This is a genomic window from Pedobacter sp. Leaf41 (assembly GCF_001422545.1).
Taxonomy (GTDB): domain Bacteria; phylum Bacteroidota; class Bacteroidia; order Sphingobacteriales; family Sphingobacteriaceae; genus Pedobacter.
Map to the genome: position 1 here is coordinate 116,375 of NZ_LMLE01000006.1, position 21,747 is coordinate 138,121.

General features: G+C 38.7%; 19 protein-coding genes. 10 read left to right on the forward strand and 9 right to left on the reverse strand.

What is annotated here, in order from left to right; all coding sequences use genetic code 11:
* Positions 1 to 792: 792 nt before the first annotated feature.
* From ASE92_RS07715 to ASE92_RS07735, 4 genes are all read left to right on the forward strand, one after another.
* Positions 793 to 1,656 carry a sugar phosphate isomerase/epimerase gene (locus ASE92_RS07715; protein ID WP_056849532.1) on the forward strand — a complete coding sequence of 288 codons (864 nt, stop codon included), beginning with the start codon at positions 793 to 795 and terminating at the stop codon, positions 1,654 to 1,656.
* Positions 1,657 to 1,671: 15 nt separating this feature from the next.
* A complete protein-coding gene (locus ASE92_RS07720) occupies positions 1,672 to 3,027 on the forward strand; it encodes a Gfo/Idh/MocA family protein (protein ID WP_056849533.1) in 1,356 nt (451 codons plus the stop codon).
* Between the two features lie 251 nt (positions 3,028 to 3,278).
* A complete protein-coding gene (locus ASE92_RS07730; RefSeq protein ID WP_056849535.1) occupies positions 3,279 to 4,643 on the forward strand; it encodes a DUF1080 domain-containing protein in 1,365 nt (454 codons plus the stop codon).
* Positions 4,644 to 5,834 carry a Gfo/Idh/MocA family protein gene (locus ASE92_RS07735; protein WP_056849536.1) on the forward strand — a complete coding sequence of 397 codons (1,191 nt, stop codon included), beginning with the start codon at positions 4,644 to 4,646 and terminating at the stop codon, positions 5,832 to 5,834. It abuts the gene before it with no gap.
* A 270-nt stretch (positions 5,835 to 6,104) separates the two neighbouring features.
* Here ASE92_RS07735 and ASE92_RS07740 read toward each other — a convergent pair whose 3' ends face one another.
* Positions 6,105 to 6,563, reverse strand: a complete 459-nt coding sequence (locus tag ASE92_RS07740; RefSeq protein ID WP_056849537.1) for a type I restriction enzyme HsdR N-terminal domain-containing protein — start codon at positions 6,561 to 6,563, stop codon at positions 6,105 to 6,107.
* Positions 6,564 to 6,687: 124 nt separating this feature from the next.
* Here ASE92_RS07740 and holA point away from each other — a divergent pair, with 124 nt between their 5' ends.
* The 4 genes from holA to ASE92_RS07760 all read left to right on the forward strand — a co-directional run bounded on the left by holA (position 6,688) and on the right by ASE92_RS07760 (position 9,385).
* The gene (gene holA, locus ASE92_RS07745) at positions 6,688 to 7,710 is read left to right on the forward strand and encodes a DNA polymerase III subunit delta (protein ID WP_056849538.1); all 1,023 of its coding nucleotides are present in this window, start codon (positions 6,688 to 6,690) and stop codon (positions 7,708 to 7,710) included.
* Positions 7,711 to 7,843: 133 nt separating this feature from the next.
* Positions 7,844 to 8,203 carry a VOC family protein gene (locus ASE92_RS07750; protein WP_056849539.1) on the forward strand — a complete coding sequence of 120 codons (360 nt, stop codon included), beginning with the start codon at positions 7,844 to 7,846 and terminating at the stop codon, positions 8,201 to 8,203.
* Positions 8,204 to 8,333: 130 nt separating this feature from the next.
* Positions 8,334 to 8,738, forward strand: a complete 405-nt coding sequence (locus ASE92_RS07755) for an EVE domain-containing protein (RefSeq protein ID WP_056849540.1) — start codon at positions 8,334 to 8,336, stop codon at positions 8,736 to 8,738.
* Positions 8,739 to 8,785: 47 nt separating this feature from the next.
* The gene (locus tag ASE92_RS07760) at positions 8,786 to 9,385 is read left to right on the forward strand and encodes a hypothetical protein (protein WP_157255688.1); all 600 of its coding nucleotides are present in this window, start codon (positions 8,786 to 8,788) and stop codon (positions 9,383 to 9,385) included.
* Here the strand turns inward: ASE92_RS07760 and ASE92_RS07765 are convergent.
* Complete coding sequence (locus ASE92_RS07765) at positions 9,375 to 10,565, reverse strand: cation:proton antiporter (protein ID WP_056849542.1); 1,191 nt, start codon at positions 10,563 to 10,565, stop codon at positions 9,375 to 9,377. The two genes, ASE92_RS07760 and ASE92_RS07765, sit on opposite strands and share 11 nt — an antisense overlap.
* Before the next feature lie 69 nt (positions 10,566 to 10,634).
* Positions 10,635 to 11,156 carry an acyl-CoA thioesterase gene (locus ASE92_RS07770; RefSeq protein ID WP_056849543.1) on the reverse strand — a complete coding sequence of 174 codons (522 nt, stop codon included), beginning with the start codon at positions 11,154 to 11,156 and terminating at the stop codon, positions 10,635 to 10,637.
* Positions 11,157 to 11,511: 355 nt separating this feature from the next.
* Here ASE92_RS07770 and ASE92_RS07775 point away from each other — a divergent pair, with 355 nt between their 5' ends.
* On the forward strand, positions 11,512 to 13,002 hold the full coding sequence (locus ASE92_RS07775) for an alpha-amylase (RefSeq protein WP_056850019.1): 1,491 nt from the start codon (positions 11,512 to 11,514) through the stop codon (positions 13,000 to 13,002).
* A 60-nt stretch (positions 13,003 to 13,062) separates the two neighbouring features.
* On the opposite strand, the gene ASE92_RS07780 is transcribed toward ASE92_RS07775, so the two are convergent.
* From ASE92_RS07780 to ASE92_RS07805, 6 genes are all read right to left on the reverse strand, one after another.
* Entirely contained in the window at positions 13,063 to 13,989 is a 927-nt protein-coding gene (locus ASE92_RS07780; protein WP_056849544.1) for a hydroxypyruvate isomerase family protein, read from the reverse strand.
* A 25-nt stretch (positions 13,990 to 14,014) separates the two neighbouring features.
* Positions 14,015 to 14,947, reverse strand: a complete 933-nt coding sequence (locus ASE92_RS07785) for an FAD:protein FMN transferase (RefSeq protein WP_235527316.1) — start codon at positions 14,945 to 14,947, stop codon at positions 14,015 to 14,017.
* A gap of 68 nt (positions 14,948 to 15,015) precedes the next feature.
* Positions 15,016 to 16,335: a Gfo/Idh/MocA family oxidoreductase gene (locus ASE92_RS07790; RefSeq protein WP_056849546.1), complete on the reverse strand. Its 1,320-nt coding sequence runs from the start codon at positions 16,333 to 16,335 to the stop codon at positions 15,016 to 15,018.
* Positions 16,336 to 16,370: 35 nt separating this feature from the next.
* Complete coding sequence (locus tag ASE92_RS07795) at positions 16,371 to 17,336, reverse strand: SUMF1/EgtB/PvdO family nonheme iron enzyme (protein WP_056849547.1); 966 nt, start codon at positions 17,334 to 17,336, stop codon at positions 16,371 to 16,373.
* Positions 17,337 to 17,476: 140 nt separating this feature from the next.
* Positions 17,477 to 18,754, reverse strand: coding sequence for a DUF5103 domain-containing protein (locus ASE92_RS07800; RefSeq protein WP_056849548.1), 1,278 nt, complete (start codon positions 18,752 to 18,754; stop codon positions 17,477 to 17,479).
* A gap of 239 nt (positions 18,755 to 18,993) precedes the next feature.
* On the reverse strand, positions 18,994 to 20,901 hold the full coding sequence (locus ASE92_RS07805; protein WP_056849549.1) for an ABC-F family ATP-binding cassette domain-containing protein: 1,908 nt from the start codon (positions 20,899 to 20,901) through the stop codon (positions 18,994 to 18,996).
* Positions 20,902 to 21,139: 238 nt separating this feature from the next.
* Between ASE92_RS07805 and nudK the strand changes: the two genes are divergently transcribed.
* The gene (gene nudK / locus ASE92_RS07810; protein ID WP_056849550.1) at positions 21,140 to 21,724 is read left to right on the forward strand and encodes a GDP-mannose pyrophosphatase NudK; all 585 of its coding nucleotides are present in this window, start codon (positions 21,140 to 21,142) and stop codon (positions 21,722 to 21,724) included.
* Positions 21,725 to 21,747: the final 23 nt, after the last annotated feature.

Below are 21,747 nucleotides of genomic sequence, written 5' to 3' on the forward strand. Positions count from 1 at the left end.
CTCCCTCTCCTTAAAGAGAGGGCTTTGCGGATTGTGCCTTTTCAACATAGGTTCAAACTGCCAACTTTCATTTCCCTCTCTTCAAGGAGAGGGATGCACTACATCTAACAATAACTTCTTCCTTTCATAGGGTAAGTTTTTTTAATAAAATGAATTTTTAAGAAAACTTCAAAGCTCAATAATCTCACCCTATAAATCGTTGTGCTTCGGCAATCGTTTTGCTCTCCCTCTCCTTGAAGAGAGGGCTTTGCGGATTGTGCTTTTCAACATAGGTTCAAAATGCAAACTTTCGTTTCCTTCTCTTCAAGGAGAGGGATGCGCTACATCTACAATAACTTCTTCCTTTAATAGGGTGGAGTTTTTAACAAAATATATTTTTAAGAGAGCTTCAAGCCTTAATAACCTCACCTTATTAATGGTTGTAATCCGGCAATTTTTCTGCTCTCCCTCTCCTTAAAGAGAGGGCATTGCGGATTGTGCCTTTTCAACATAGGTTCAAACTGCCAACTTTCATTTCCCTCTCTTCAAGTAGAGGGATGCACTGCATCTACAATAACCTCTTCCTTTCATAGGGTGAGGTTTCTAATTAAATTTTGATCGCAAAGATTCGGGGCAGCACACCAACTTTCTTCCCTCGTTTCTAAAATGTTACTAAACCGTTCGAATGTTTTTCCACTAAAAATCTTATTTTGTGGATATATATGGTTTAAAAACCACTAACCAAATGGAATATAAACTACATTTTACCTAAATAGAGAAGGTGTATAAAATATCTTCTAAGTAAAATTGAACATGAAACTAAGAACGATCATTCTCATACTTCTTCTTTCCCCTTTTGTGTTTGGTTTTCAATCGAGAAATAAATCATTTTTTCCACTGGGTATCGTTGCGCCGATAGAAAAAGATAGTTTAATTCATGCCGCTGGATTTAAGTTTATTGGAGAATCAGTTGGCAGAATGATTTCACCTTCGCTATCGGGAGAACAATTTAATAGTAATCTTCGGTCGATCGGGAAACTGCGATCGAAATTATATATGTGCAATGTGATGTTTCCCGGCAATATGAAAATCGCCGGTCCGGATGTTAATGAGCCAGTTGTACTTAGCTATGTAGATAGTCTATTTAATCGTGCCCAAAAAGCCGGCGTTAGTAGGATTGTTTTAGGGAGTGGGGGTGCACGCAGATTACCTGATGGTTACGATGTTAAAAAAGCGACAGGTGCATTTGTATCACTTTGTAAAAAGATAGCAACAATTGCCGCCAAATATAAGGTTAAAATAGCGCTGGAAAATCTTCAAACTAAAGAAACCAATTTTATCAATACAGTGAAGTCAGCAGCTGAAATTGTCAGGTCAGTTAACCATCCCAACTTCAGGCTAAATGCAGATATTTTTCACATGCGACGCGAGCACGAGCCTCCTCAAAATATTATTGATGCAAAAGATTTACTTATTCACTGCGAAATTGCGGAGGACGCAGAGCGGACATTGCCCGGAATTAAGGGTGATGATTTTACGCCATACCTTGCGGCACTAAAGGCGGCTAACTATAAAGGGCCAATTTTTGTGGAGGCAGGAAGCAACTATTCGGAAGAGCAAATCAAATTCTGCTTCAAATACTTAAGCAAACAAATCGAAAACGTTTATAATAACTAATTACTCAATTATTCCATGGAAAATTCCAGAAGAAAATTTATTAAACAATCTGCCATTTTTGCTGCGGCAACCTACGCCGGCACAATGGGTATGAGTGCCAAAAGCTACGGACGAATAATCGGTGCTAACGATAGGGTTAGAGTTGGTGTGGTTGGGTTTTCAGATCGATTTAAAGATACTTTGCTCCCTTGTTTTCTAAATCACAACAAAGAATTGAATTTCGATATCGTTGGTCTTTCAGATTTATGGAACTACCGCCGGGATTTAGGTATTGCCCATCTCAAAGAAAAATTTGGTCATGATATTAAAGCTTGTAAAAATAACGACGAGCTGTATGCCATTAAAGATTTGGACGCTGTGATTATCAGTACAGCCGATTTTCAGCATGCGCTGCATACCATTGAAGCGGTTAAAGCCAATTGCGATGCTTATGTGGAAAAACCTTTCGCCGAAACGATGGATGATGCAAAAGCGGCACTTAAAGCTGTTAAAGCAACCGATAGAATTGTCCAGATTGGTTCTCAAAGAAGAAGTGGTGAAAATTATGCAAACGCCGCAAAATTTATTCAGGAGGGAAAATTCGGGCCGATTACCGCTGTAGACTTGGTTTGGAACGTAAATCAACCCGGGCGATGGCGTAGACCTGAGTTGGTGGCAAAGCTAAAAGAGGCCGATATCGATTGGAAAAGATTTTTATTAAACCGGCCAAATGAAGCCTTCGATCCACGAAAGTATTTAGAGTATCGTTTATTCTGGCCTTATTCATCAGGAATGCCGGGGCAGTGGATGTCTCACCAAATCGACACGGTTCATTGGTTTACCAATTTGAAACATCCGAGAAGTGTAGTAGCTAACGGTGGAATTTACACCTGGAAAGATGGCCGTAGGAACTGGGATTCGATGGTTGCAGTTTTCGATTATGGTCAGCCCAATACAGAAGATGGATTTCAGGTTACTTTCACTTCCAGAATGCAAAACAGCGTTGGCGATGTTGGCGAAGTTTATTACTCTAATGGGGGTGAATTAAATTTGATTACCAATAAAGTATCTCCAAAAGGTGGATTAAAAGAAAAGGAAGCTGCCGCGATGGGCATGAAAGCCAACCTGCTACCAAATTTCGATTTGAGTAAAACCGAAATAAAGGCAGCTACAGGTGCAAATATGGGCGGCGATTCGCTTACTTCCGGTCATATGAGAAACTGGATGGAGTGTGTTAGAAGTCGTAAAATGCCAAATGCTCCGGTAGAGGCTGGCTATTCGCACTCCATTGCCAACATCATGACTAATGCTGCGGTTCGTACAGGAGCGAAAGCAACTTTTGACGAAAACAAACAAGAAGTGATTGCAAACGGAAAAATTTTTAAATATTAATTTCAATACATCATCATTGTGAGGAATGAAACGATTATTTTTATTGTCTTGGCCAGACGGGCCTTTTTTCTTTTACCAACAAAAGAAACAAAATTGCCAGCTGAAAATTTTTGTATTTAAGTCAGCGATGTGGCTTGGTATGGAGATTCCCAAAAATTTGTTAGGCTGGGGTTTAGTAGAACGTAGAAATAGTGCTCTGGACTTTCGTGATGTATCAACAACTATCATCTCATAAAAATTATTAATCAACCATGTTAAACATTAAAACATACGGCATTCTTGCGCTTTCAATCATCAGTTTATCTGCCGCTGCACAAAAAGCTAAACCACTTTTCGATGGTAAAACACTAAACGGTTGGAAAGCCGTAGCCGGAACAGCGCCTTACAAAGTTGAAGATGGAGCGATAGTGGGTACCATGACTAAGGGAACGCCAAATTCATTTTTGATCACCGAAAAGGAATACGGCGATTTTGTGCTCGAAATCGATATTAAGCTCGAAGGTGAAAATACAAATTCTGGAGTGCAAACGCGAAGTCATATTAAGTCTGAGGGAAATAACGGGAGAGGATTAGTGTACGGAAGACAAATGGAAATAGACCCTACACCGAGATCGTGGACGGGTGGGATTTATGATGAAGCCAGGCGATTATGGCTCTATCCCTTGGAATTAAATCCGTCAGCTAAGCCGCTTTATAAAAAGAATGAGTTTAATCACTATAGAATAGAAAACATTGGCAACGAATTAAAAACCTGGGTAAACGGAACTCCTGTTGCCTATGTAATTGATACCCTAGATCAATCAGGTTTCATTGGTTTGCAAGTGCATGGGATTGGAAATAACCTTGAAAACGATGGAAAAAAGGTTTATTTCAAAAATATCAATCTCCAAACAGAAGGATTGAAGTCGAAATCTTTTCCGAAAGGAATATACACCGTGAATTTAACTCCCAATACCTTGTCTGGTTACGAGAAATCAGAAGGATATAAACTCCTTTTTGATGGTAAAAGCAACGCCGGGTGGGTTGGGGCTTACAAAACAACGTTCCCGGCAAAGGGTTGGAAAATTGAAAATGGAGTAATTGGCGTGGAGCCATCTGGCGGAGCCGAATCTACGAATGGCGGTGATATCGTTACCAAAGAGGAGTTTGCCGCATTCGATATGTCGTTCGAATTTAAGCTTACCCCTGGAGCAAATAGTGGGGTAAAATATTTCGTTACGTTAAGCGAAAAAAATACAGGTTCGGCTATCGGTTTGGAATATCAGGTTTTAGATGATGTGCTACATCCCGATGCGAAATTAGGCAGAGATGGAAACCGTACTTTAGCCTCGTTATACGATTTAATGACGTCTAAAAAAGAAGCCCGTTATCTTCGTCCAATCGGCAGCTGGAACAATGGCCGCTTAGTAGTTTATCCAAATAACAAAGTTGAACATTATTTAAATGGGGTTAAAGTTTTAGAATATGTACGCGGATCGGAAGAGTTTAAAAAGCTAGTTGCGATAAGTAAATACAAAGATTGGAAAAACTTTGGAGAAGCGCCAAAAGGGCATATTCTGCTTCAGGATCATGGAAATAAGGTCGATTTCAGAACCATCAAAATAAAGAAATTATAGATGCATCGCAGGTCATTTGTTAAAAGTTCGGCAGCTTTAGCCTCGGGATTATTAGTTGGCGATGCTTTGTACGCGTTTAGTGCAGATCGAGTAATCAATATTGCAATGATTGGTTGCGGAGATCGTGGCAAAGGAGTTTTATCGGTTATTAAATCAATGCCGGCGAAATTTAAGGCAGTAGCTTATTGCGATGTTTTAGATTTTAGACTAAAAGAGGCAGAAAAGTACGTTCCTGCCGATGCACGGCCTATCAAGGATTACAAGCAGGTTTTTGATAATAAAAATATAGATGCTGTTTTTATTGCCACACACTTAAGCGAACACTTTAAAATTGCAAAAGACGCAGTTCTGGCTGGTAAACATGTGTATGTAGAAAAAACAATGACTTATAATATTGCCCAAGCACTGGAGTTAAAAAAGCTGGTTCAAAAATATCCTAAACAGATTTTTCAGGTAGGTTATCAATACCGTTATTCGCCGCTTTATTTTAAGGTTAAGGATATGATTCAAAGTGGTTACCTGGGCAAGGTTTCGCAGATTGATTGCCGGTGGGACAGAAATGGAACCTGGCGCAGAAGTGTTCCGAGTGCTGATTTGGAGCGAAAAATAAATTGGAGGATGTACAAAGAATACTCCGGCGGTTTAGCCGCAGAACTCCTATCTCACCAAATCGATTTCATTAATTGGGCGTTCGAAACGCAGCCAGATGAAATTATGGGTTCGGGAGGGATAGATATTTTTAAAGATGGACGGGAAACTTACGACAACATCCAGGCCACTTTGCGCTATCAGGAGAAAGGAATGATTGGAAATTTTGGCGCCACCTGCGGCAATGCACATGATGGTTATCTTTTTAAAATTAAAGGAACCAAAGGTTCCGTTTCGCTACTCACCAATACCGGGGTTTTTTACCCTGAGGAAGTAACCAGAAAGGAATTGGGAATTGTTGATGGCGTGACCGGTGCTACCAAAATTGTGATCAACAAAGATGGTGGAATCCCTATTTTGGATAAGCCCACGATGGATGGAACCAACTATGCCCTGGATCAGTTTCATCAATCAATTACAAGTGGCGCACAACCGGTATCTAACATCAATACGGGTACGCAGGCTTCTATTTGCGTGGCTATGTGTAACGAAGCCATCTATTCTGGTAATAAACAGGTTTGGAAAAAGGAGTATAGTTTGTAAGGATAATTGTTATTCTGAGGTTTAATCTATTTCCTAAAAGCAATATGAATAACGTTTAGGACGGTCGTCATTGCGAGGTACGAAGCAATCTCATTCTAGGTAGTGTGCTATCAAATGAGATTGTTCCAAAGGCACTCCCCTGAAGCTTTTCCCGATGAAGAATCGGGATCGCAAAGGACGGAAAATAAAAGCGTAAATTGTAGCTTGTCGAGGGATATTACATGAATAAGGTCTTCGACAGACTCAGACTGACATTTCTAATATTTAACATCACAACTCTGAGTATTCCGGCATCTCTTGTGCAAAAGCAAAGCTTCCCTTTTCCAGATCCATTTTGGCGTAAACATGCTGCAAACCGTTTGTTAAAACAATCCATTTGGCCTGGTGAATGGAATTGTATCGTGATGCCTGATCAAACACAGAAGGCGTAATTTTAACCTTCGGAGCTTTACACTCAATAAGCATTAACTTTTCACCTGCAGTGTTATAAACCAGAATATCGCTTCGCTTTTGTAGTTGATTCAGAACCAGTCCACCTTCAATTTGAATCAGGCTTTTTGGGAATTTTTTGCTGGCGATCAAGTCCTGTATGAAATGTTGCCGCACCCATTCTTCGGGTGTTAACACCAAGTGTTTCTTCCTTAATTCATCGAAAATAAAAACTACATCATCTTTCCTAGTAATTTTAAACGGATACGGCGGAAGATTAAGTGGGGTAGGGTTGAACATGCAGTCGTGAATCGGAAGTTGTTAGTTTAGGGCTACTAATGCCCTGTAATTAATAATGGTCAAAGTTAATATTGTTTATAAACATTTATCAAAATCATAAAAGCTAAATTGTAATTTTACGGCAATGACTGCTGCCGAAATTATAAAGGATATTAAAGCCCGAAAATTCAAACCTGTTTATCTTTTACATGGGGAAGAATCTTATTATATCGATCAGGTAACCGATTATATTGAAGATAAGCTGTTGAATGATGCCGAAAAAGGGTTTAATCAAACAGTTTTATATGGAAAGGATACGGATATGGCGACGGTTTTAGGCGCCGCAAAGCGCTATCCAATGATGTCTGATTATCAGGTGGTAATTGTAAAAGAAGCACAGGATTTAAAATGGGGAAAAGAAGATGCTGGCAGTAAAGAGGCAGAATTTGTACTCAATTATTTCGAAAAACCCTTGCCTAGTACCATTTTAGTACTTGCTTATAAGTATGCGAATTTCGATAAGCGTAAAAAAATCTATAAAGCGATCAATAAGAGTGGGTTGATTTTTCAATCAGACACTGTTAGAGATTATAAACTCGTTCCCTGGATTGAAGATTTCATCAAAAAAAAAGGTTATAAAATAGATCAGCAAGCCTCGGCTTTAATGGCCGAATATTTAGGAACCGATCTTTCCAAAATTGCGAATGAGATTGAAAAGCTGATGCTGAATGTACCTAAAGATGTAACCATCAATACGGATTTAGTGCAGAAAAATATTGGCATTAGTAAGGAGTACAATGTGTTCGAATTACAGAAAGCCTTGGCTATTCGCGATGTTTTGAAATGCAATAAAATTATTAATTATTTTGCCAGTAACCCAAAAGCAAATCCCACTGTAATGGTGTTAGCTAATTTGGCTGGTTACTTTACAAAGCTTTTGAAATATCATTATATACCAAATAAGGCAGATGCGGCTTCCGCTTTGGGTGTTCCTCCTTTTTTTATAAAAGATTATGAAGTTGCGGCCAGAAATTATCATACCGGAAAAGTCTTTCAGGTAATTAGCTTGCTCAGAGAATACGATTTGAAAAGTAAAGGCTTAGAAAGTTCGGGCAATGTTAGCGATGGCGATCTTCTTAAAGAATTGGTTTTCAAGATAGTACATTAAATTAATTTTCAGTTTCCATTAAACAATTTATAAACCGAAAGGTTGCCCTAAACCCTAAACCCTAAACCCTAAACCCTAAACCCTAAACCCTAAACCCTAAACCCTAAACCCTAAACCCTAAACCCTAAACCCTATGTTACAAGGATTAAGAACTATAGTTTATTATGTTGGCGACTTAACTGCTGCCAAAGAATGGTACAAAAAGGTTTTCGATATTGAACCCTATTTTGATGAACCTTACTATGTTGGCTATAACATTGGAGGTTTTGAGTTAGGTTTAGATCCTGATGATTCAGCTTACAGTAATGGCAACCATTCTATCACTTACTGGGGCGTTAATGATATTACAAAAACTTTTGAACGTTTTAGCGAATTGGAAGTCGAAATTCATCAAGCTCCAAATAACGTTGGTGGACAAATTTGGGTGGGCAGCATCTTCGATCCTTTTGGTAATGTAATTGGCTTAATAGAAAATCCAACATTTGAAGGTTAACGTAGTTCAAGATTTTCAGATAGAATTTATCGTAATGGCGTTTCTAATACGGAATCGCCATTGTTATTTTATGACAATTCTGGTTTATAAAATCAACTCTTAATTGTAGATTTGAATCTTAAATCTTTATATGAATCATTGGTTAGTAAAATCAGAACCCTTCAAATATAGCTGGCAAAAGTTTAACGAAGATGGAAGAACTTTTTGGGATGGTGTGCGCAATTATCAGGCTAGAAATAATTTAAAAGCCATGAAAGAAGGCGATTTGGTTCTTTTCTATCATAGCAACGAAGGTAAGAATGTGGTTGGAATTGCCAAAGTGGTAAAAGAATTCTATCAGGATCCGACAACTGATGATGCCAATTGGGTAGTGGTAGATTTATCACCGGTTGAAACCTTAAGAACTCCGGTATCTCTTGAGCAAATTAAAGCTGAACCTAGCTTGGTTGATATCTCATTGGTTCGCCAGGGGCGCCTTTCTGTAATGCCGCTAAAAGCGGAAGAATTTGATAAGATTTTAGAAATGGGCAGTTAAATTTTTAGCAAACCCAGGATAATTATTTCAGTCTTAAATACCGTATTATGAAAACAAGAATACTATTTGTAGCTATTTTATCAATCAGTATGTTGTTTTGCAAAGCGCAAATTTCGGATGGAATTAAGCCCTACATCGCCATTGTAAAAACGAATGATAGCAAAATTAAAGGCTTGTTCTTTAAAATAGATTCTCAAACGGTTCTGCTTTATTCTGATGAAAAATACCATGAAATAAAAACATCCGAAATAAAGTCAATAAAATTAAGGGTAACGAAAGCAAGCTATGAATTGCAGAGTTATGTTTTTAAATACGTTGGAAAGAAAGATCCCAATGAATACAAATACACCAACCAGCAAGGAAAAGCGGTAGACAAATGGGGAAGAGAAGAGCCTACACCAGATGAAGAACTTGCTGGAGCTGTTGGCGGGGCAATATTTGGAACAGCGATGGAAGGCGTTGCAAATATTATTGCCGGGTCTTTGCATAATATAAATCCAAGCATTGCTAACTATAAATTCAGTAGAGGGTTTGATTATAGTCAACTGGAAGCACTTAATTACTATTCGGTTTACTATCAGCAGAATCCAAATACCCTGGCCGAGCTTAACAAAATTAAAACATTGTCGGCGGGCTTTAAGCCGTAGTGTTTTCCTCTACTTTTTTACTGCTGAATGCTATTCCTAAAGTCATTACCAAACTAGATCCCAATACCACCAGAAACAAGAATGATGTTCCTACCTCAGCAATTTTCAGCGAAGCTGGTAAATTGAAATAAAGCAATATGCTAATCAATCCCCTTGGGGCAATGTATAAAATTGGGGCAATCGAATCTTTCTTAAAAATCTTCAGGAAAATAAGTCTGATCACATAAATTGAGGCTAAAATAATAAGTCCGTTGGCAATAATGGGCAAATTATTAAGTTCGTTTATATTCATGGTAAAGCCAAAAATAACGAAGAAAAAGGTCCTTAAAATAAATGCACTTTCTGCTGATAACTGGTACAGTTGAGATAAATCAGCAGAGAGATTTTTGTATAAAAATACCCCTCTGAACCAAACGTTTTGAATGGTATCGGCATTATTCAAAAATAATCCTGTACTCAGAATTAATACCAGCGACGATAAATGATAAGATTGGCCGATGGCATACACGAGTATCAAAATGGAAATAATCAAGAAAAATTTAATGTGGTGCACCAATCTGCCCATGATATAAAGTAAAACAATACAAGCAATTGCCGATAAGAGGATAATCAAAAATGTACTTAAACCTAGTCCAATAAAGGCCGATGTGGTGAGCGAATGATTGGTAATTGCAAAATTAAAAATGATGATCCCTAAAATATCAGAAAACGAAGATTCGTACACCACAAATTCTTTATCCTTACCACCCAACGCTGCTGCGGAGGGAATGGCGATGGCAGAACTGATTACACTGAAAGGTATAGCGTTAGCAATGCAGGTGTATAAATCTTTATGCGAAATTTGGTAAATAATTACGGTGATAATGGTGGCTGTGCCGAGTAACACTGTTAGCGCTGAGAAAAATGCACTCTTGATAATCTTGTTTTTATTTCGATCATATTTAAGCTCTAATGAACCTTCAAAAACAATTAAAATTAAACCAACGGTACCTAAAGTTGGTAAAATGGATAGAAAATTGAAGGTGTGAACTTTTAAGTTCTCTACTAAAAAACGAAGGCCAATACCCAGCAAAAGCAGTAGTAAAACCGATGGTATTTTAGTTTTACTTGCCACTAAATCAAACAGATAAGAGAAGATAACTAATCCGCTTAAAATTATCAGTATGGTATATGTAGTCATATTTTTAGCGAATGTTAAGCTACTAAAATAAAACAAACATGTTAAGCACCAAGAAGTTTTTTGTAAAAATTATGCTTTAAAAAATAGCGCTTTCAATTCGCTGGCATCGTCCGGATTCATTTTGCCGCCTAAAACCAGGCGCAACTGTCTCCTTCTTAACGCACCTTCAAAAAGCTCAATTTCTTCTGGAGTTTCTGCAATTAGTTCGGGTACCGGAATGGTTCTGGCGCTTTGATCTACCGCTACAAAAGTATAATAGGCTTCATTACTTTTTTGGCGTGCACCACTGGGAATATTTTCTGCCCAAACATCCAGCCTCACTTCTACCGATGTATTAAAAGCTCTGGTAACTTTCGCCTCGATGGTAATTACATCGCCTAATTTGATGGGGTGTTTAAAAGAAACGTTATCTACAGAAGCAGTCACTACAATACGATTGCAGTGTTTTTGAGCAGAAATAGCTGCAGCAATATCCATCCAATGCAATAAACGGCCACCCATTAAATTGTTGAGTGTGTTGGTATCGTTGGGTAATACCAGTTCATTCATAATGGTAAAACTCTCTCTGGCAAATTTCTTTTTTAAGCTCATATTCAAGCGCAAAAGTAAATAAAATGTGCCTTAAATCAGCATTCCATTAATCATTTGAAAAGCAAGGCTTCTACCTCAGCTTAACGTTCGTCCTGCTATCACTTCAATCTTTTAAAATTTTTTGGTGCTTCATTCAAAGAATATGCGTCAAATTTTAAAAGGATTTCCGTTAAATCAGGTTTAGGTACAATCGGCAGTTCAAATGGGAAACCTGTTTACTGCGCTAGATATATTTTAATATAAATTGGGCTATCTTTAAACCATCTCCTTAAATACTTACCGATTTACTTTTAGCTTACATTTCTGGAAAAACAATTGCCAGAAACTCATGTTATCATATCTTAAAATTAAATTAATGCAGAATCAAACCTTAATCCAATATTTTCATTGGTATTACAATGAAGAACAAAATTTATGGAGTAAAGTAGCGCAAGAAGCTACGCATTTGAAAGAAATCGGGGTAACTGGGGTTTGGTTACCGCCAGCCTATAAAGCGAGTACAGGTGGATATTCAGTTGGATATGATGTTTATGATCTTTTCGATCTTGGAGAGTTCGATCAAAAGGGAAGTGTAAACACACGTTATGGTTCTAAAGACGAATATTTGAAAGCCATTAAGGGCCTTCAAGATCAAGGAATTTCAGCCATTGCAGATATTGTTTTTAATCACAAAGCCGGCGGCGATGAATTGGAAAAAGTGCCTGTGAGAACTGTTAATCCCGATAATAGAAATGAATTCACCAGCGATGTTTTCGAGATTGAAGCGTGGACCAAATTCACTTTTCCAAATAGGGCAGGGAAATACTCACAATTTATTTGGGACCATCAATGTTTTAGTGGAGTAGATTGGGCAGAAGATCTGAAAGAAACTGCAATTTACTCCATCCAAAATCATTTGGGCGAAGGTTTTGAGGATGTTCCATCTACTGAACTGGGTAATTACGATTACCTCATGTTCGATGATATTGATTACCGCAATCGTGCCGTTGTAGAGGAGTTGAAATATTGGGGAGAGTGGCTTGTGGAAACTACCAACATCGATGGATTTAGGTTGGATGCGGTTAAACACATTAATCCTGATTTTATTAAGGAATGGATTGACCATCTGGAGGCCAAGTTTAATAAGAGGTTTTTTATTGTTGCCGAAGATTGGAATGTAGAAAATACCGAATCGCAAGAAGAATACCTGCGGTTAATGGAAGGCAAAACCCAGATTTTTGATTCCCTGCTGCATCATAATTTCTTCCTCGCCAGCAAGGATGGAAACGGTTTTGATATGCGCACTATTCTTGATAATACACTGATTTCCATCTCGCCTGAACTTGCTGTAACGTTTGTCGATAATCATGATTCTCAGCCTTTGCAGGCCTTGGAAAGCTACGTAGAATTCTGGTTTAGACCATTGGCATATTCCATCATATTACTAAGAGAGCAAGGAATTCCGTGTTTGTTTTTCCCGGATTTATACGGGGGGATTTATGATGATAAAAATCCTGAAGGAGATGATACACATATCGACCTCGCTATTTTACCAGGCCTGGACATCATGATAAAAATTAGAGCTCATTTAGCTTACGGGGAGCAACGCGATTATTTTGACCACAATAACTGTGTGGGTTGGACAAGAGCTGGAGACGAAGAACACGAAAACAGTGGGGTAGCGGTCTTATTAAGCACGGGTGAAGAAGGATTTAAAGCGATGGAACTCGGGCAGAATTTTGCTGGAAAAACATTTGTTGATGCACTTGGATATCGAGAACAGGAAGTGGTAATTGATGAAAATGGCTGGGCAGAATTTCACTGTAACGCCGGTAGCGTATCGGTTTGGGTTTTAAAAACCGAATAAATCGATGGTAGTTTAAAGGTCGAGATGAGTAATCCTGACCTTTAAACTACCATCTAACTTTTACAAAAAATTATCTTCTTTTCTATAAGCAGCAATTACAGCTAACTCGCCTTCTTTTCCAGGTTGCGAGTTTCCGTGTTCCATGCCCATCACACCTTTATAGCCTTTTTTATGAAGGTGCTTAAACAAATTTTTATAGTTAATTTCTCCGGTGGTAGGTTCCTTTCTACCCGGATTGTCACCAATTTGGATGTAGGCAATTTCATCCCAACAACGGTCGATCGTTTTAATTAAATCGCCTTCTGTGCGCTGCATGTGGTAAATATCGTACAAAATTTTGCAAGCCGGGCTTTGAACGGCTTTACATACAGCATAAGTTTCGTTAGTTTTCTGCAGAAACAGTTCTGGCGTATCACTTAGTGTTTCCAATACCATGATTAAGCCATGTGGTTCGAAAATTTCGGCCCCGGCTCGCATCGCATCAATTACATTTGCAAACTGATTTCCATAGGGCAAGTTGCGCTCATAAAAACCTGGAACAACTGTAAGCCATTTCGCATTACATCTTTTGGCTGCATCAACTGATTTTTTGCAGGTTTCTACAAATTTATCCTTAAATTCTTTTTTACCCGTGGTTAAAGAAGTTTTCCAGTTATCGCCGCCATCTACAACGAAAACTCCCATTCGCATCCCAAGTCGAGCCAATAAGGCGCCAATCTTTTCTTGCTCTTCCACAGGTCGGTTTAAGTAACCATTGTCTTCAATAGAGCGAAAACCCTTATCGTACATGAATTGGATCTGATCGAGAAAATTTTTACCCGCGTGATTAGCGAACATCCCCTGGTGTGGCGCATAATCCATATTAAAAGTTTTGTCACTCAGTATCGCGGTCGATTTTTCAGCAGCAAAGGTTTCTGTAAATCCAGCTCCGGCTGTAATGGCGCCTGCGGTTAACAGGCTATTTCTTATAAATTCACTTCTTTTCATTTGTTGGTTTTTAAAATGTAAAGACTTAGTTTTTAATTAATTTCTTAAATCCATTTGATAAGGTATCGGCTACAGATCCATCCTTTTTTCGGTAAACAAAATAAGCTTCCAGGTATTTGCGATTAGCTACAAATGTTAAGGCATCATCTAGATGCATGCCCATCAAAGCATTATCATACCCATCAGCTGTAATGGCATCTTTTGCATATACGGTTACACTGATCATTTCATTATCCAAAGGATAGCCCGTTTTCGGATCAATTAAATGTGAGATTACCTTTCTCCCGCTTTGATGGAATTTTCTATAATTGCCCGATGTTGTAATCGCTCCGCTGTTTAAAACCGCAATATGTCTGATTACTGGTGTGCCATCTTTATCTGGCCCCTCAATGCCGATTTTCATTGCGGTTCCGTTTGGTTTAGGGCCGGCAATTCTAATTTCACCACCCAGTTCGGCTACAAAGCTTTTAATCCCTTTTGTGGTCAGGTAATTTGCGATCAGATCTACACTATAACCTTGTGCAATGCCATTAAGATCGATATTTACACAAGGCGATGATTTTAACAGCATGTTGTTTTCTAGTTTCAGTTTCTCCATTCCTGTGCACTTCAAAATGGTTTTTATTTCTTCTGCACTTGGTTCCCGGTTGTTTTCTGCTGGACCAAATCCCCAGACTTGGACTAATGGCGCAACCGTGATATCAAAAATGCCTTTGGTGTCACGATTAATTTCAAAACTTCTTTTTAAAACAGCATTTAAATATGTGTCGGGTTTCGCTCCCTTCGTTGATGAATTAAATTGGTTGATGAGCGAGCCCTTTTTGTAAAGAGACATTGATGAATCAATTTCATTCAACAAGCTATCAATTCCACTTTTTGTAGCAACGCTATCAGCAGCATAATACATAATGTGATAGTCTGTTCCCTGAGCTAACCCTGTAATCTTATATTGGCTCAATTCTTTAGAACTGAAAATCGAAAAGATCAACGGAAGGCAGAGAAACAGATATCGGTACATTATTTCAATTATAACACCTTGGTTTTTCCGGGCATAGCAATTGGATATAATCCATTCGCATCAGGCATCAACTTAGGGTTTGCGTCCCAGGCAAAACGCTCGGGCATTAAACTATTGTCGGCAGCTAAGGCTTCATCCCATTTAATGGTTTGTCCAGAATAAGTTGCATATCGGCCAATTATCCCGGTTAAAGTGCTATGGGCGCCATATTCAGCATTATCAAATTTATACTCACCTTTTGAGATGGCATCGAAAAGCTCATCATGTTCGGTTTGGTATGGATTTGCATTTCCTTTTGTATTGTGATTATAAATTACATTCCCTTTCCAATCCCACAACTTTGCCTGGTTTCCGGCTGATAAATAAATTTTTCCTTTAGTACCCTGGAAAGTTTCATCAACCCGGTTAGGAACGCCTTCGAAATGTTTGCATTGGCTATAAACCACCGATCCATCTGCATAGGTTAATTCTACAGCGTGGTTATCATAAATTTCTCCATAATCTTTTCCTGTTCTCCAGGCCCTGCTTCCTGTACCCTGAACTGAGACGGGATGCGTACCTTTTATCCAATTTGCGATATCGATGTTATGGACGTGCTGCTCCACAATATGATCGCCACATAGCCAGTTAAAATAATACCAGTTTCGCATTTGGTACTCCATTTCAGTTTGATTTGCCGTACGCGGACGAACCCAAACACCGCCACTGTTCCAATACACCTGTCCAGAAACGATATCGCCAATGGCACCCTCTTGAACACGTTTCATCGCTTCGCGATAGTTGGCTTGATAACGGCGCTGCAACCCGACAACAACGTTGAGCTTTTTGCTTTTGGCAATTTCTGCTGCGGCTAAAACTTTTCGAATTCCCGGTGAATCAACTGCAACAGGTTTCTCCATAAAAACATGTTTTCCTTGCTTAATGGCTTCTTCAAAATGGATTGGTCTGAAACCAGGAGGCGTAACAAGCAATACTACATCTGCCAAAGGAATTGCTTTCAAATAAGCATCAAAACCCACAAATTGACGTTCTTTAGGCACGTCCATTTTGTTGGCAAATTTGGTGTTTAAAGATTGGTAACTGCTATCCAAACGATCTTGAAAAGCATCTGCCATGGCTACGAGTTTGATGTTGAATTTAGTGCCTAGGGCTTGAAATGCTGCACCCGTACCTCTATCTCCACAGCCTATTAAGGCAATTTTAATGGTATCGCTTCCCGAAGCATAGGCTCCGGCAAGAGGAATGCTGCTTAACATAGCGCCACCTGCAAGCAAGGCAGATGATTTTAAAAAATCTCTTCTATCGTTTGTGTTTGGTTCGTTTTTCATTCCTGATTTTGGGTTTGTGGTTCTATTAGTTCGGTTTATAAATCTTTTATAGGTTGTTTATTATAATAGGCTTCTATTTCTGCTTTACTTGGGGCTTTAACCGGGCGGACCAGGCGCATGCCAACAAAAGGGGCTTCAGGAAACCACCAATTGCTTTTCGGAATTTGCGGATCAAGCTGTTTCCAGGATGGATCGGAAGCCAACCTCGCTGTTGATCGAAGATTTTCAGCTGCTTCATCGTAAGAGCCGCCACGAACAGCATGTGGGTATAGCTTTTCTGGCTTAGCGACAGGGTTTTCAGCTATTTTACTTTCGCCGAGTTTGTAGAAATCAGCAACATACTGATCATAGGTCCATTCGCTCACATTGCCATGCATATCGAACAGACCCCAAGCATTTGGCTTCTTTTGTCCTACCGGATGTGTTTTATTATCGCTATTATTGGCAAACCATGCATAATCACTTAATGTTGCGGCCTCATTGCCAAAAAAATATGCTGTGCTAGATCCTGCTTTGCAGGCATATTCCCATTCTGCTTCGGTAGGCAAGCGATAAAAAATACCAGTTCGTACATACAACCATTTACAAAACTGGATGGCGTTATATTGGGTCATGCCCACTGCTGGCTGGTTTTCTTTTCCCATACCAAAAGTCATATCCAAATAAGGCTTTGTGGGCCGGGTAACCGCATCAACCTCTGCAGGAATAGCCGCGGTACTGGCTTGCTTTTCGAAATCACGATACAAAAAAGGTTCGAAAACATTCCAGGTTACTTCGCATTTGCCCATCCAGAAAGCATCTAACTTTACCTGGTGAACGGGTTGTTCATCAGGTTTTCCAGTTTTGCTTCCCATATAAAATGTACCTGCAGGAATTGACTCCATGTCAAAGCTCAACCTGGTGCCGTTAATATTCTGGGTATACGATTTTGGAGTTTCCTGAGCATAGACTTGCAGGCAACTAATTGAAATTAATGCAAATGCGAAAATTGGTTTAAACATAATTTTGGTTAGAAATGCCTGCTGAAAAGGATTTACGGTTACTCAATAATCTGATTACTAAAGTAATTAACCAATATTAAACTGACGAAATTTAATGTAACAATAAAGGTATAGTTGACAATTAATCGCAGTTCTTCGCACTAGCGTCTATCGATTGCTTTATTACTGATATTGGCAAAGCCAACTAAGGTTTCCCATCTCGCACCTGGGCGACGATAATACACAAAAACTTGATAGGTGTTTTCTGTTTCGAAAAAGGAGCCTTCAAAAGGCTGACTTTCCAGAGTCTTGGTTTCGTTATTGTACCAGGCATACTCGTAATCGTATAGCCCTTGCTTCAGCATTATATTAACGTAAAACTGTTTCCGCCCGGCATCATAAATCATTTTGTTCTCTTTACTTAAAGTATAGTTGTTAAAATGACCAATTACATAGGCATCGCCATTGGCTGATGGGGCAGCAGCATTCAATGTGAAAAGTACCCCCATATATTCGGCTTCAGTTTTGTCGTCTCTTCCATCAGTATTTTTGATGTAGAAATTGCCGTTCTCATCATATTGATTGGCAAAAGCACCGGTATTTCTAGGCGCATCCTGAAAAAGCATTACGTTTACCGATTCACTATCGCGATAAATATCTTTCACATTATCTGCTTTGTAACGTAAACTTCTGGTGTCAAATTTTCTGAATTCATTATCACCCCAAAAATCGTTGGTGGTCAAATCGTTAAATACAAGTTGATTAGGACGGATAAATGAGGGACGGGTATTTAGTTGTGCGGTATTGGAGTTGAAATTCTGCATCACAATCGCCTTCAAATCCTGATAAGGATTAGGAATAGGCATGCTGTGATTGATGGTAAAATTGATCTTTTGCTTTGTATTCCGATCTGCCACCTGCATAGATTTGGTAACCTCTGCTGCCACGGCCACCTGATTATCTACAATATAAAAACGCTGCGATATTACTGGCGAATTTTTATCGCCATCGAGGTAAACTTTTAATAAATAATTTCCGCCAATTTTCGGCTGTATCTGTGTATTAGGGAAATTTAATTCATAGTGGGTATACTTCCTGGTGGTGTTTGATGAGTAACGGTAATAGATGATTCTATCATCATTAAAGCCGCCTAGATAATCTATTGTTGATATTCTTGATGGTTGCCAGTCTGAAGTACAATGCTCTATAGAATACCAATAATTTTTAGTTCCAGCCAACAGATCATCGAATGAAAAGGTAATGGTTTCTGATGAATTTAACTGAATAACCGGCAAACTTTGCTCACGGGTGCTGTTGTAACAAAGAACCGTTTTAATATTCGGGAGGTATATTTTATTCTCGTAAACGAAGTTTTTATCGGTTTGTGAAAAGCTTAGGGTGGGGATGAAAAATAAAAGTATTACAATTAGTTTTTGCATGGTTAAAAGTAAATAGTATTAACCACAGATGAAAAGGATAACCACAGATATTTTTTTAATTGCTCTAAAAAGCATTATGTATGTTATTGAATCGTATGTCTAAACCGTCTATTTAGGATAAGTTTCATTAGAAGATTTTGCTCTCGTTTGCCGTGTCTCCGTGGCAAAGAACAACAATAAAAAAGCCACAGAATTTTTTCTGTGGCCTAATTTTTTAATCTGCGAATCTGCGGCAAAAACTAGCTTTCCAGCTCCATAATTTCGGCAGCTAAATCTTCCCATTTCGTTTGGTTGCTATCTAAATCCTGTTTCGCAGCTAAATAACGTTTGTTGGCTTCGGCCAATTTATCAGCTTTGCTGTAAACATTTTCATCAGCCAATTCTGCTTCAATATTTTTTACTGCTGCTTCCAGTTCTGCAATGGATTCTTCTACTTTTTTCAATCCATCATTCAATTTTTTTAATTGACTGGCGGTATTTGGCGCAACAGCTTTTGGCTCTTCTTTCTTCTTTTCAGGCATCTTTACCGGAATAGGTTTCGATGCCGGAATTTCACGTTTGCTGTTCCACTCTTCATATTCGGCATAAGTGCCAGGGTATTGTTTAATCTGTTCATTTTCGATAAACCAGATTTTATTTGCAACATTATCAAGGAAATACCTATCGTGAGAAACGGCTATAAATGTGCCTTCAAACTGTTGTAAAGCCTGAATCAAGATATTAACAGATTGAATATCTAAGTGATTGGTAGGCTCATCGAGAATTAAAAAGTTCGAATCTGTTGTTAATGATTTTGCTAAAGCCACACGAGATTTTTCACCTCCAGATAGCACCTTAATCTTTTTGAAAACATCATCTCCTGTAAACAGGAAGCAGCCTAGAATACTACGTAACTCTGTATCTGTATGTTTCGGGGCAAAAGCTTGTAGTTCTTCCAAAATGGCATTGTCAAGATGCAACGACTCCAACTGGTGCTGGGCAAAAAAGGTTGTGGTTACATTATGACCGGTTTCGCAGAAACCTTCAAATTTCTCGGTACCGGCAATCATCCTCAATAAGGTCGATTTTCCTTTTCCATTCGCACCAATCAAGGCAATTTTATCACCCTTCTCAATTACTGCTTCAGCATCTTGAAGAATGTGAACGTTAGGATAATGTTTGGTGGCGTGTTCAATCCGAACTACATGTCGGCCTGATGGCTTGGTAAATTTAAAACTGAAATTAACCGTTGGGTTATCATCATCAACATCATCAATGCGTTCCATTTTATCTAAAGCTTTCATCCGCGATTGCGCCATTTTAGCTTTCGATGCTTTTGCCTTAAAACGTTCGATCAAACGCTCTTCCTGCTTAATTTTTGCCTGTTGATTTTTAAACTCACCCTTTTGAATTTCTCCACGTAGTGCTTTTTCTTCAACATAGAAACTGTAATTTCCAGCATAAACGTTTAACTTTCCTTTGCGAGATTCAACCGTACGGTTTACAATTTTATCAAGGAAATACCTATCGTGTGAAACGATTACAATTGCACCTTCAAAACTTGCCAGGTAGGTTTCCAACCATTTAATGGAAGGTAAATCCATGTGGTTGGTCGGCTCATCCAAAAGTAAAATATCGGGGTCTTGTAATAAAATTTTGGCCAGCATTACACGCATACGCCAACCCCCAGAAAAGGTATTTAGTGGACGGTGTTGGTCTGCTGTACTAAAACCCAAACCTGCCAAAATTTCATTTGCTCTATATTCAATGTTGTAGCCATCCAAGGCTTCAAATTCCTGTTGCTTATCGCTTAGCTTATATAAAACTTCTTCACTATAATCAGTTTCAATTTTTTTCAGTAGCTCTTCAATTTCGTCGTGCAGCTGGTTTTGGCGCTCAAAAGCTTCCATGGCCACATGCAAAATGCTATGGTGCGAATCGTAAGAAAGCAAATCCTGGTTTAAGTAGCCGATTTTTAAGTCTTTTGACATAGAAACCGTGCCTGAACTAGGCGCATACTCGCCAACAATTATTTTTAAAAGTGTTGATTTTCCTGTACCGTTGGCACCAATTAAACCCGCTCTATCACCGGGTTTAATGTGCCAGTTCGCCTCGTCGTATAAGGCTCTTGAGCCAATTAGGAATGTTAAATTATTTATTGAAATCATTTCGGCTGCAAAAGTACGAATTTTAAAGGCTTGTTTTATGTCGAAAATTAAATAGGAAATTAGCTTGATATAGCCAATTTTTCAGATTTAGGAAAGTAAAGAAACTATAATTTCTGTTTTTTAGGCGAAATCTAGAAAATCGGTCGTCAAGATTAAATGATGATGAACACGCAAGAATCTATTTCAGTAGTCATCCCCAATAAAATAATAATACATTTGGTTACAAAACCAAACAGCCATGAGCAACGAAAACGTTAAAATTATTAGCAAGGAAATCCTGTCAGATAATTGGTACACTTTAAACAAAATCAAATTTGAGTATAAAACCAAAGGTGGTGTAATTGAAACGCAGGAACGCGAAGCTTATGATCGGGGAAATGGCGCTACAATTTTGCTGTACAACAAAGCAAATCAAACGGTTATTTTAACACGTCAATTTCGGTTGCCTACCTACATCAATGGCAATGAGAGCGGAATGTTAATTGAAACCTGCGCTGGTTTGCTGGATAAAGATAACCCTGAAACGGCCATTAAACGCGAAACTGAAGAAGAAACAGGTTATAAAATTAGCGAGGTTAAAAAGGTTTTTGAAGCTTATATGTCGCCTGGTTCTGTTACCGAAATTCTTTATTTTTTCGTAGCAGAATATTCAAAAGAGATGAAAGTAAGCGACGGCGGTGGCCATCATGAGGAACAAGAGAACATTGAGGTTTTAGAACTGCCTTTTTCAAATGCCCTGCAGATGATTGCAACCGGTGAGATTAAAGATGGCAAAACCATTATGTTATTGCAGTATGCGCAAATAAATAATTTGATGGGCTAATCCATCGAGCGATCTGCCTCATT

Coding starts and splice junctions, on each gene's coding strand:
- ASE92_RS07775 (WP_056850019.1), top strand. CDS start 11,512: ATGCAGAATCAAACCTTAATCCAATATTTTCATTGGTATTACAATGAA.
- ASE92_RS07740 (WP_056849537.1), bottom strand. CDS start 6,563: ATGTTCAACCCTACCCCACTTAATCTTCCGCCGTATCCGTTTAAAATT.
- ASE92_RS07780 (WP_056849544.1), bottom strand. CDS start 13,989: ATGAAAAGAAGTGAATTTATAAGAAATAGCCTGTTAACCGCAGGCGCC.
- ASE92_RS07720 (WP_056849533.1), top strand. CDS start 1,672: ATGGAAAATTCCAGAAGAAAATTTATTAAACAATCTGCCATTTTTGCT.
- ASE92_RS07805 (WP_056849549.1), bottom strand. CDS start 20,901: ATGATTTCAATAAATAATTTAACATTCCTAATTGGCTCAAGAGCCTTA.
- nudK (WP_056849550.1), top strand. CDS start 21,140: ATGAGCAACGAAAACGTTAAAATTATTAGCAAGGAAATCCTGTCAGAT.
- ASE92_RS07795 (WP_056849547.1), bottom strand. CDS start 17,336: ATGTTTAAACCAATTTTCGCATTTGCATTAATTTCAATTAGTTGCCTG.
- ASE92_RS07750 (WP_056849539.1), top strand. CDS start 7,844: ATGTTACAAGGATTAAGAACTATAGTTTATTATGTTGGCGACTTAACT.
- ASE92_RS07770 (WP_056849543.1), bottom strand. CDS start 11,156: ATGAGCTTAAAAAAGAAATTTGCCAGAGAGAGTTTTACCATTATGAAT.
- ASE92_RS07715 (WP_056849532.1), top strand. CDS start 793: ATGAAACTAAGAACGATCATTCTCATACTTCTTCTTTCCCCTTTTGTG.
- ASE92_RS07800 (WP_056849548.1), bottom strand. CDS start 18,754: ATGCAAAAACTAATTGTAATACTTTTATTTTTCATCCCCACCCTAAGC.
- ASE92_RS07790 (WP_056849546.1), bottom strand. CDS start 16,335: ATGAAAAACGAACCAAACACAAACGATAGAAGAGATTTTTTAAAATCA.
- ASE92_RS07735 (WP_056849536.1), top strand. CDS start 4,644: ATGCATCGCAGGTCATTTGTTAAAAGTTCGGCAGCTTTAGCCTCGGGA.
- ASE92_RS07765 (WP_056849542.1), bottom strand. CDS start 10,565: ATGACTACATATACCATACTGATAATTTTAAGCGGATTAGTTATCTTC.
- holA (WP_056849538.1), top strand. CDS start 6,688: ATGACTGCTGCCGAAATTATAAAGGATATTAAAGCCCGAAAATTCAAA.
- ASE92_RS07760 (WP_157255688.1), top strand. CDS start 8,786: ATGAAAACAAGAATACTATTTGTAGCTATTTTATCAATCAGTATGTTG.
- ASE92_RS07730 (WP_056849535.1), top strand. CDS start 3,279: ATGTTAAACATTAAAACATACGGCATTCTTGCGCTTTCAATCATCAGT.
- ASE92_RS07755 (WP_056849540.1), top strand. CDS start 8,334: ATGAATCATTGGTTAGTAAAATCAGAACCCTTCAAATATAGCTGGCAA.